Source organism: Maribacter luteus (assembly GCF_009674825.1).
GTDB classification, from domain to species: Bacteria; Bacteroidota; Bacteroidia; order Flavobacteriales; family Flavobacteriaceae; genus Maribacter_A; species Maribacter_A luteus.
The window spans coordinates 217,844-227,981 of sequence record NZ_WKJH01000006.1 but is presented as its reverse complement, the minus strand read 5'-3'; the positions used below and the strand labels follow the sequence as shown (position 1 = coordinate 227,981).

The following is a 10,138-nucleotide window of genomic DNA, read 5'->3' as shown; positions in this document are numbered from 1 at the left end:
GCCCGAAGACCTTTTTTACCCAACGACCTTAATCGTTTCGGGCTGCAAATCTACAACCATTTTCCTTCCAAACAAGACTTTTTTAAAAGGTTTTTTTCAAAAAAACACCAAAAACATTATAACCCTTTATTTCCGAAGAACTTAGAAACTAAATAAATTTTAAAAAAGGGTATTAAATCTAATACTTTATTTTAAAACTGGCAAGAATGCCTCCTTTTTAATTATACTATAGACAGGAACGATACGATGAAATTAATCAATGTATCTAAAGAACGCCCCGACACCTTCGTTTTTCCACAGCCAGGGATACCCCCTAAAAACATACCTACATATATTGCCCGCATGAATACAAGATAGTATCTTTGTACCCTTATTGTCATAAAAGAAGCATGATCAAGATTACTTTACCAGACGGAACTATCAAGGAGTACAGCAAAGGCAGCACTCCAATGGATGTTGCCAAGAGCATAAGCGAAGGTTTGGCACGAAATGTCATTTCCGCAAAATTCAACGATACCATTGTTGAGACGGTGACCCCCTTAAATGAGGACGGTTCCCTTACCTTATATACATGGAACAATGATGAAGGAAAAAAAGCCTTCTGGCATTCTTCTTCACATATTGTTGCCCAAGCTTTGGAAGAATTGTTCCCTGGGGCGAAATTGACCATTGGTCCCGCGATTGAAAACGGATTCTATTATGATGTTGATTTTGGGGAACACACCGTGTCGGAGAAAGATTTTCCTTCCATCGAAAAGAGAGCCTTGGAAATCGCAAGGGGCAAACATGATTTCAAAATGCACCCCGTATCAAAAGCGGAAGCTCTGGAAAAATACAAATCGCAAGGAAACGAATTCAAGGTTGAACTTATAGAAAACCTTGAGGACGGTACTATTACCTTTTGTGATCACGATACTTTTACCGATTTATGTCGTGGTGGACACATTCCCAACACCGGTATAGTAAAGGCCATAAAAATATTAAGTGTCGCCGGCGCATATTGGAGAGGTGATGAAAACAAAAAACAACTCACCCGAGTTTACGGGATTTCCTTTCCTAAACAAAAAGAACTTACCGAGTACTTACAGTTATTGGAAGAGGCCAAACAAAGAGATCATAGAAAGTTAGGTAAGGAACTGGAACTTTTCGCTTTTTCACAAAAAGTAGGACAAGGCCTTCCATTGTGGCTGCCCAAAGGAGCCGCCCTACGGGAACGTTTGGAAGATTTCTTGAAAAAAGCACAGAAAAAAGCAGGATATGAAATGGTGGTAACACCACATATAGGTCAGAAAGAACTTTATGTAACCTCTGGACACTATGCAAAATACGGTGAGGACAGTTTTCAACCTATTCATACACCTAAAAATGGTGAGGAGTTTTTACTAAAACCGATGAACTGCCCGCACCACTGCGAAATTTATAACACCAAGCCATTTAGTTATAAAGAATTACCAAAACGTTATGCCGAATTCGGCACAGTATATAGATATGAACAAAGTGGCGAACTCCACGGCTTAACAAGGGTACGAGGATTTACCCAAGACGATGCCCACATTTTCTGTACACCAGAACAATTGGATGAAGAGTTCAAGAAAGTAATTGACCTATCCTTATATGTATTGGGTTCATTAGGTTTTGAAAATTTCAAAGCCCAAGTCTCCGTAAGGGATTTGGATAACCCCGACAAATACATAGGCTCCGTTGAAAATTGGGAAAAAGCTGAAAATGCCATCATAAATGCAGCTAAGGAAAAAGGATTGGACTATGTAATTGAAAGTGGCGAAGCTGCTTTTTATGGTCCGAAATTGGATTTTATGGTTAAAGATGCCTTAGGAAGAAATTGGCAATTAGGAACCATACAAGTAGATTACAACTTACCGGAACGTTTTGACCTAACTTATAAAGGCAGCGATAACGAGTTACATAGACCTGTAATGATCCATCGCGCACCTTTTGGAAGTATGGAGCGATTCATAGCCCTATTATTGGAACATACCGGAGGAAATTTCCCATTATGGCTGATTCCCGAGCAGGCCATTATACTGCCAGTGAGCGAGAAACATGAAAAATATGCGGAAAAAGTTTTAAATTCCTTGGAAAATAACGAAATTCGCGCCCTCATTGATAACAGGAACGAAACTGTAGGAAAGAAAATACGTGAAGCAGAAATGGGCAAAACACCATTTATGCTGATTGTAGGAGAAAGTGAGGAAGAACATAATACCATCGCTATCCGAAGACACGGAGGTGAAGATTTAGGTTCTATTAGTGTACAGGATTTCGTTGACTTGGTCACTAAAGAAATAAATAGTACCTTAAAGTCGTTTTAAAAATTGAAGTTTAATTAAAATTACTTAGTCATAGCAATACGAAAAAGATTTAGGCCCCAACCTAGGAGGGAAAACAAAAACCCTCACAAGATCAATGAAAGAATCATTTCACCCAACGTTAGATTGGTGGGTGACAATATTGAAGTGGGTGTTTACACGTTGCCCCAGGCAATGGCAAAAGCAGAAGAATTAGGTTTGGACTTGGTGGAAATTTCACCCAAGGCAGACCCACCTGTTTGTAAAATCATAGATTACAAGAAATTTCTCTACGAGCAAAAGAAACGGGAGAAAGTGATGAAAGCGAAAGCTTCAAAGGTAGTGGTCAAAGAAATTCGGTTCGGTCCGAATACCGATGACCACGATTACGAGTTCAAAAAGAAACATGCCGAAAAGTTCCTAAAAGACGGAGCTAAATTGAAAGCATATGTATTCTTCAAGGGACGATCGATAGTATATAAGGACCAAGGTGAAATTTTGTTATTACGCCTTGCTTCAGAATTGGAGGAATTGGGCAAGGTTGAACAAATGCCTAAATTAGAAGGAAAGCGGATGACCATGTTCATCGCCCCTAAAACAAAAAAATAAACAACCCTTTGGGGTTTTTCAAAAGGATACTGATTCAAGCCCTTATAGGGGCTTGTTCAGCATAAACAAGTGAGATTAATATAAATAGGAAAAAATGCCTAAACAAAAAACAAAATCCAGTGCCAAAAAGCGATTCAAGCTTACTGGTTCCGGTAAAATCAAAAGAAAACACGCTTTTAAGAGCCACATTCTTACAAAGAAATCGAAAAAGCGTAAACTTGCGTTAACTCATTCCGCATTGGTACATGACCATGACGTAAACAGTATTAAAGAACAATTACGCTTAAAGTAATTCTTCTTTCGGTAATTATCATTAACCCTGGAGATAGGCAATAAAAGATTCTGATATACATACAGGACGCCTACTACAAAAACAATTAAAATTATGCCAAGATCAGTAAATGCAGTAGCTTCAAGAGCACGAAGAAAAAAAGTGATGAAGCAAGCCAAAGGTTACTTTGGAAGACGTAAAAACGTTTGGACAGTAGCCAAAAACGCGGTTGAAAAAGCAATGTTATATGCTTATAGAGACCGTAGAAACAAGAAAAGAACTTTCCGTGCCCTATGGATTACCCGTATTAATGCAGGTGCGAGAATGCACGGAATGTCTTACTCACAATTCATGGGTAAAGTAAAAGCCAATAACATTGAGTTAAACCGTAAGGTATTAGCCGATTTGGCCATGAACCACCCAGATGCCTTCAAGGCCATTGTAGAGAAAGTAAAATAAATAAGAACATTATATCTCACTTTAAAAAATCCGACTTTAACGAGTCGGATTTTTTTATACCCTTTAGGGCGCAACCAACGAAGGGAATAATCGGTTTATCAAAAGCTTGCATTGATATACGTATCCTAAATTCCAAAAGCGGTAATAACCAAATTTCTACCAGAGGCATTATTCCTATGTTCACACAAATAGATGCCCTGCCAAATACCTAAGTTCAAGCTACCCTTTGTAATCGGAATCTGTACTGAAGCACCCAATAAAGAAGATTTAATATGGGCAGGCATATCATCCGAACCCTCATACGTATGTATATAATAGGGTGCATTTTCCGGTACCACCACATTCATATGACTTTCAAAATCTTCCCTTACCGATGGATCTGCATTTTCATTAATGGTTAAACTTGCCGAAGTATGTTTAATAAACACTTGCAACATTCCTTGTTGAATGTGCTTGACCTCTGTCATATTTTGCAAAATATCGCCAGTAATTATATGATACCCCCTTTCATAAGGCCTTAATCGTATTTCTTTTTGATAGCATTTCATGACTTCACCGAAAAAATAATTAAGATGTTAATATAAACTTTATACATTATATTCTTATTATTTAACCTTAAGAAATACCTTTGCTGCTTATAAAAACCAAATGGATCTATCACAAATAAAAATGGTGGTCACCGATATGGATGGCACCCTACTGAATTCCAATCACGAAGTAAGTAATCGCTTTTTTGAATTGTTCGATGAACTGAAAAAACGAGATATCCTATTTGTAGCCGCCAGTGGCCGACAATACAACAGTATTGTAGGAAAGTTGCAGACCATCAAAGACGATATTATCGTTGTATCGGAAAATGGGGCATATGTAAGGCGTAAAGAGGAAGAATTACTCGCCACATTACTACCCATTGCACAACGGCATGATATTTTAGGAGTGCTTAAGACCATAGAAAATATCAATTCAGTTCTTTGCGGTAAGCAGAAAGCTTATCTTACAGGTGAATCGGAGTCTTTTGTAGATTTTCTAAAACAATATTATTCCGCTTATGAAATTGTCGAGGACCTTTCTGAAGTAGATGCGGAAATCATGAAAATCGCCATCTACCATTCCGAGAGTTCCGAACAATACATATACCCCGCAGTACAACACTTAGAAGGTGATCTAAAGGTCAAGGTTTCCGGTCCCAACTGGGTAGATATTTCCAGTCCAGAAGCAAATAAGGGTTTTGCGCTTCAGAAACTTCAACAACTTTATAATATTTCCCCTATGGAAACGATGGTTTTTGGAGATTACAATAATGACCTGGAAATGCTACAGAATGCACATTTTAGTTTTGCCATGAAAAATGCACATCCCAACGTAAAAGAAGTGGCCAATTATGCCACATCGAGTAATGACGATTTAGGGGTTGAACAAATCTTGGAAAAACTTATAACGGATACTCAATAAATCAGCACCTAGTAGTATTCGATACAAGCCTCTCTTAATAATTCATGGGTGCAATAAGATATAAGGACCACTTCATTTAATTCCCTCGCTTAAGGGCACTGGGCAAATAGCCCATGGTTCTTTTAAACGCTGCTGTAAAATGTTGGGGATTGGCATACCCGACTTCGTATGCCGCATGCGCTATGGGAAGCTCTTCTTCAACAATCATTTTTTTTGCCGCTTCCATTCGAAGGGTCGTAATATATTTGAAGACAGGCATCCCATAAACCTTTTTAAAATCCCTTTTGAGTTTGGTAGCATTGAATCCTGCAATTTTGGCCAAATCCAAAATGTTGAGTGGTTTCTTTAAATTTTTTGTAATGAATACCTCGACCTTTTCCAAGGCCTGATAGTCAGCTTTCGGAATATCCAACTCACTTTCCATTGCCTTGGAAGGGTTCTTACCTAACAAAAAATCTATTAACAAGGCAGTCAGTTTGCTTTCCAAATAACATTTTCTAACTTTATTTGTATAAGGGCATTTTATAATCTCATTTATCTTGCTCAAGATATTAGCGGATATAGGCTTACTTTTTTCCCATAATACATAAGTTTTTAATTGGTCTATGGCATCATGTAATTCTGAAATCCTTTCTTTAAATTCACCGTATAACAGGTGGTCAATTGAGTCATGCGCCACATATATCTCAAAGATTTTTGTTTTTTCATCTGAAAATACATCCTTTCCTTTCAAACTCGGCACGTAATACATATTGCAATGACTCTCCGGAATATGAATTGAAAGACCCTCGTTATTCAACGGTTCATGACGATACCCTCCTTGTAGAGAAAAATGAAGTTTCAATACGGGACAATTACTTGAAACACACATTTCAAGGTTTTTCCCATCGGGCCTAACCTTATTGGAAAAAGCCGGCCCATTAACGGTGGCCTCACCTTCCTTTAAATCAATTTCAATCGTTTCGAATCTAACGGAATTACGAATATGTACATTTCTGAACAACTTCTCCCCTTTGATATTTTTATGCAGATATTGTTTATCTCCCTCCTTTATCAATCTTAGCTCCATTACTTCCTTTTACGTAATTAAAATTTCCTTTTGCGTTACCCCCTCTTGAAAACCTATTTTAGTTTTGCAATATAACACTATTAAGATTTAATCTAAATAAATATAGTTATTATAATTCAATAATGGGCAGAACATTTTTTATAACTTTTTTGATCCTAACGTTTACCGCAATCGGACATTCACAAAAGTCCTCCATTTCAGGAAAGGTATTTGGTAGTCACGGTCAGCCCTTACCTTGGGCGACAGTTCTTCTTAAAGGCACATCCATAGGCGTACAAACCGATGAGAGCGGGCAATACGAAATACAAAACATCCCAAATGGCCCATATACGGTAGGTGTATCCTATATAGGCTTTAGGCCAATTTCTAAAAAAATAGTTATTGGAGATAAGGAGAAGAAGCTACATATGGACTTTGTACTTTCGGAAAACACCGAACATTTAGAGGGGGTTACAGTAAATGGCAAAACCTTGGAAACCGAGAAGGAAACCGCAGGTTTTGCTGTAAATGCCCTCAAAACAGAGGAAGCAGGCCTACGCAATATCCAAACAAATGAATTGCTAAACACCACGGTCGGGGTAAAAATCCGTCAAAATGGAGGTTTAGGCTCTAACGCCCAGTATAGCTTAAACGGCCTATCCGGTAGATCGGTAAGTATTTTTATTGATGGGATTCCCATTTCCGTATATGGTTCTTCCTTTAGCTTAAACAGTATACCCCCTTCCATGATCAAAAATATTGAAGTATATAAAGGAGTGGTTCCGGGGCATTTATCTAGTGATGCTGTGGGCGGAGCCATAAATATTGTTTTACATAAAAGCACAAAGAACAACTTGAACGCTTCTGTTTCTTATGGTTCTTTCAATACCTTACAAACTAATTTGAACGGCGCTTATAGATTACAAAAATCCGGATTTACCGTTAAGTCTTCCGTATTTCACAATTATTCAGATAACGACTACAAAATATCCGGTAAAACCATTGTGGATATTGCTCCAAACGGAGTAGAAACCCCCATAGTCGCCAGAAGGTTCAATGATGCCTACCGTTCTACAGGAGGCATGGCCCAAATTGGTTTTACCAATGTTAAGTGGGCCGAACAATTATTAATAGGTGTTACTGCCTCTGATGAATATAATGAGGTACAACACGGAACCTTTGTCACTAAATTACCTTATAAAGGACGTTTTTTAGAATCGGATGCTCTTCTTGGTAATTTAACCTATCAGAAAAAAAACCTCTTTACAAAAGGGCTAGACCTAAATATCAACGGTGTATATGGCAAACGAAACCGCAAAATCAACGATACCGTTGCCCAAGCCTATAGTTGGACCGGCGAAAGATTAGTAGGCTTTGACGGTGAATATATTGACTATATATGGGATTCTCAAAATGAAAACGGACCTACTTTGGCAAAAATCGAAAGAAAAGTTTCCTCTGTACGCTCCGGTTTATCCTATACCATCAACAACAATCACAAAGTATTACTTAATCATGTATATAGTGGGGTAGATCGGGAAGATAGCGACGAAATGATTTCATTACTTGAGAATACCTTTCAACAAACAAGTGATTTATACAAAAACATTTCTTCCTTAAGCTATGAGCTAAAGGCCTTTAAAGAAAAATTTAAAACAAATGCCTTTGTTAAATATTACCAACAAAAGGTCAAAAACACACAACCGGTATTTAATGACGATAATACCGAAGTAATAGATGAAGTTTACGAAAGTAATGTGGATTATACTGGGTATGGTTTTGCGGCTTCATATATTATTAGCCCTAGTGTCACTCTATTGACATCTGCAGAAAAAGCCATTCGTTTACCAAGCGAAAATGAAGTTTTTGGAGATGCCGGTGACAATCTACTTCCGAACCTTACCATTCAACCAGAAACTAGCAATAATCTAAATATTGGTTTTCGACTAGGGGAATTCAATTTAAAAAAGCACGGAATAACACTAGCAGCTAACTTCTTTGCCCGAAATATTGAAAATAGAATCGGGTTGCCCGCAAATGCAGATGGATTAAGGGAAAGTGACGAATTTGTACAATACACCAATTTAGAGAATACCGCAGAATCCAAAGGGATTGAAGCTGAGCTCAAGTATACGTACAACAATATCCTCGGCTTCAACTTTAATATAACCCATATGGATTTAACCACCGTAAATTCAGGTGTTGAAACCAACGTACCCAACGTACCCTTATCTACCATGAACGCGGGTTTAAGGTACACCATAAACAACTTTATTCAATCAAAATCATTAATCAACCTATTCTATAACATCTATTATACCGATGAATTTGCATTTAAGTTCGCAGCAGGAACGAACACTACAGGGGAAGATGAATTTCTAATTCCCCAACAGATATCCCATGATTTTGGTCTAAGCTATACATTCCCAAAAAAGAATTTTGTGTTCAGCTTTGACATCAAAAATATTTTTGATCAGGATATATACGACAACCTATCGGTACAAAAACCTGGAAGAGCTTTTTATTTTAAACTGAATTATACGATCAACAATTTTTAATTATCTAAATAGAATCTAATATGAAACGACCATTATTAAATTTAAGATCATTTACCTTAACCATACTTGCTGTTGGTTTTATGGCTGCATGTAGTAGTGATGACAATACAGTAACCCCTGATCCCGAACAAGAAGAGGAAGAGGGAAATGGAGAATCTAGATGGATAACCATTGCAGGGGCAAAAATGGGTGATGAACCCGGTGACGGAAACGGAGGTACTTTGATATATTCCGTAACCAGTGAAGATGCTAAAGACCCAACAGTACAAATAGATCCATTCAACAATGGTTTTGTAGCTCCATCTAACAGAACCGCTAGACTTCAAGCTACTGAAGACGGCAATACTATTTTCAACATTAGTTACGCGGGCGATACTGGAGGTAATTATTCAAAATATACAGTAGAAGGAGGGGGAACTTTTACTCAGACCGGATCAGAAATAAGTATTGCCCCTTACGTTGGAACCGCCCCAAGATGGATTAAATTATTTGACGGAGATCAAACCGGAGCAGCTGTCTATGTGTCTACAGAACATCAAGTTGATAATAATGACACTCCAGATGATGTCACTGATGACACTTATCTATATACAAACTCAACCATTGGTGTTGTTACATTAGACCTGGTAGATTCTCAAATAAACAATTTTGAAGAGCATATAATTACGTTAAGCGAAGAAGAATCTGTTGCTGGTTATTATATTTCTAGAATAGATATGCCGGTTTTGAATGATGCGGGAGACAAATTATATATTGGTGCCCGTGTTAGCAAAATAGATCCTACCACCCTGGAAAGTGAAAGTGATTATGAGATCTTAGGCTCTAAAACCATTGTATTGGATTACCCTTCCTTATTGAATCCTACCATAATTACTTCAACTATAGGACACGGGAACACCAATGGGTACCGTAGTATCAATGCTTTTAAATACGATGGAAGTGTTTACCAAGCCAACCAAAGCGACCCAGAAGGTTCCTATATCCTAAAAATAGGAGCTGACAATCTATATGATGATTCGTATGATTTTAACCTTGATAATGCCTTAGGGGTAACAGGTGCCTATGTCTTGGCATGGAGACCTGCAGCCAATGGAAAAGCCGTTCTTGCATACCGTCATGATGGTTCTATAGAAGGCATCTCTGGTAGAGGGGAAAGCTTTTTCGCTTTAGTTGATCTAAACACAAAAACAGCAACCAAAATAAATGACATTCCTTATGACGTGGATTTTGAATTATTCCAGTACCAAGGTTATGCCGTAGATGGAACGGAAATCTATGTTACACAAGCACCAGTAGGTCAAAATGGAAACATTTATATTATAGATACCGAGACCGGCACAGTGACCAAAGGTGCCGAATTGGTAAATACTACAGGTAGCCATTTCATTGGCGCATGGTAAACCATTAAGCTCAAATATACCATTACCGGACCAAA

General features: G+C 37.9%; 9 protein-coding genes. 7 read left to right on the top strand and 2 right to left on the bottom strand.

Going from position 1 to position 10,138, the window contains the following annotated elements:
* The first annotated feature begins 389 nt into the window (after window positions 1-389).
* The 4 genes from thrS (at window position 390) to rplT (ending at window position 3,645) form a co-directional block, all read left to right on the top strand.
* Window positions 390-2,330, top strand: a complete 1,941-nt coding sequence (thrS, locus tag GJ691_RS10405; protein WP_154366590.1) for a threonine--tRNA ligase — start codon at window positions 390-392, stop codon at window positions 2,328-2,330.
* Window positions 2,331-2,360: 30 nt separating this feature from the next.
* The gene (gene infC / locus GJ691_RS10400) at window positions 2,361-2,915 is read left to right on the top strand and encodes a translation initiation factor IF-3 (protein WP_179955090.1); all 555 of its coding nucleotides are present in this window, start codon (window positions 2,361-2,363) and stop codon (window positions 2,913-2,915) included.
* A gap of 94 nt (window positions 2,916-3,009) precedes the next feature.
* Entirely contained in the window at window positions 3,010-3,207 is a 198-nt protein-coding gene (gene rpmI / locus GJ691_RS10395; RefSeq protein WP_154366586.1) for a 50S ribosomal protein L35, read from the top strand.
* Window positions 3,208-3,300: 93 nt separating this feature from the next.
* On the top strand, window positions 3,301-3,645 hold the full coding sequence (gene rplT / locus GJ691_RS10390) for a 50S ribosomal protein L20 (RefSeq protein WP_154366584.1): 345 nt from the start codon (window positions 3,301-3,303) through the stop codon (window positions 3,643-3,645).
* Between the two features lie 125 nt (window positions 3,646-3,770).
* Here the strand turns inward: rplT and GJ691_RS10385 are convergent, their stop codons facing one another.
* Window positions 3,771-4,193, bottom strand: a complete 423-nt coding sequence (locus GJ691_RS10385; RefSeq protein ID WP_154366582.1) for a secondary thiamine-phosphate synthase enzyme YjbQ — start codon at window positions 4,191-4,193, stop codon at window positions 3,771-3,773.
* A 100-nt stretch (window positions 4,194-4,293) separates the two neighbouring features.
* Here GJ691_RS10385 and GJ691_RS10380 point away from each other — a divergent pair, with 100 nt between their 5' ends.
* On the top strand, window positions 4,294-5,097 hold the full coding sequence (locus GJ691_RS10380; protein WP_154366580.1) for an HAD family hydrolase: 804 nt from the start codon (window positions 4,294-4,296) through the stop codon (window positions 5,095-5,097).
* A 76-nt stretch (window positions 5,098-5,173) separates the two neighbouring features.
* Here GJ691_RS10380 and GJ691_RS10375 read toward each other — a convergent pair whose 3' ends face one another.
* Entirely contained in the window at window positions 5,174-6,166 is a 993-nt protein-coding gene (locus GJ691_RS10375; protein WP_154366579.1) for a helix-turn-helix domain-containing protein, read from the bottom strand.
* Between the two features lie 122 nt (window positions 6,167-6,288).
* Between GJ691_RS10375 and GJ691_RS10370 the strand changes: the two genes are divergently transcribed.
* Both GJ691_RS10370 and GJ691_RS10365 read left to right on the top strand, forming a co-directional pair.
* On the top strand, window positions 6,289-8,703 hold the full coding sequence (locus tag GJ691_RS10370; RefSeq protein WP_154366577.1) for a TonB-dependent receptor: 2,415 nt from the start codon (window positions 6,289-6,291) through the stop codon (window positions 8,701-8,703).
* 20 nt (window positions 8,704-8,723) lie between these two features.
* Window positions 8,724-10,103, top strand: coding sequence for a hypothetical protein (locus GJ691_RS10365; RefSeq protein WP_154366575.1), 1,380 nt, complete (start codon window positions 8,724-8,726; stop codon window positions 10,101-10,103).
* Window positions 10,104-10,138 lie beyond the last annotated feature (35 nt).

Coding starts and splice junctions, on each gene's coding strand:
- thrS (WP_154366590.1), top strand. CDS start 390: ATGATCAAGATTACTTTACCAGACGGAACTATCAAGGAGTACAGCAAA.
- rpmI (WP_154366586.1), top strand. CDS start 3,010: ATGCCTAAACAAAAAACAAAATCCAGTGCCAAAAAGCGATTCAAGCTT.
- rplT (WP_154366584.1), top strand. CDS start 3,301: ATGCCAAGATCAGTAAATGCAGTAGCTTCAAGAGCACGAAGAAAAAAA.
- GJ691_RS10385 (WP_154366582.1), bottom strand. CDS start 4,193: ATGAAATGCTATCAAAAAGAAATACGATTAAGGCCTTATGAAAGGGGG.
- GJ691_RS10380 (WP_154366580.1), top strand. CDS start 4,294: ATGGATCTATCACAAATAAAAATGGTGGTCACCGATATGGATGGCACC.
- GJ691_RS10375 (WP_154366579.1), bottom strand. CDS start 6,166: ATGGAGCTAAGATTGATAAAGGAGGGAGATAAACAATATCTGCATAAA.
- GJ691_RS10370 (WP_154366577.1), top strand. CDS start 6,289: ATGGGCAGAACATTTTTTATAACTTTTTTGATCCTAACGTTTACCGCA.
- GJ691_RS10365 (WP_154366575.1), top strand. CDS start 8,724: ATGAAACGACCATTATTAAATTTAAGATCATTTACCTTAACCATACTT.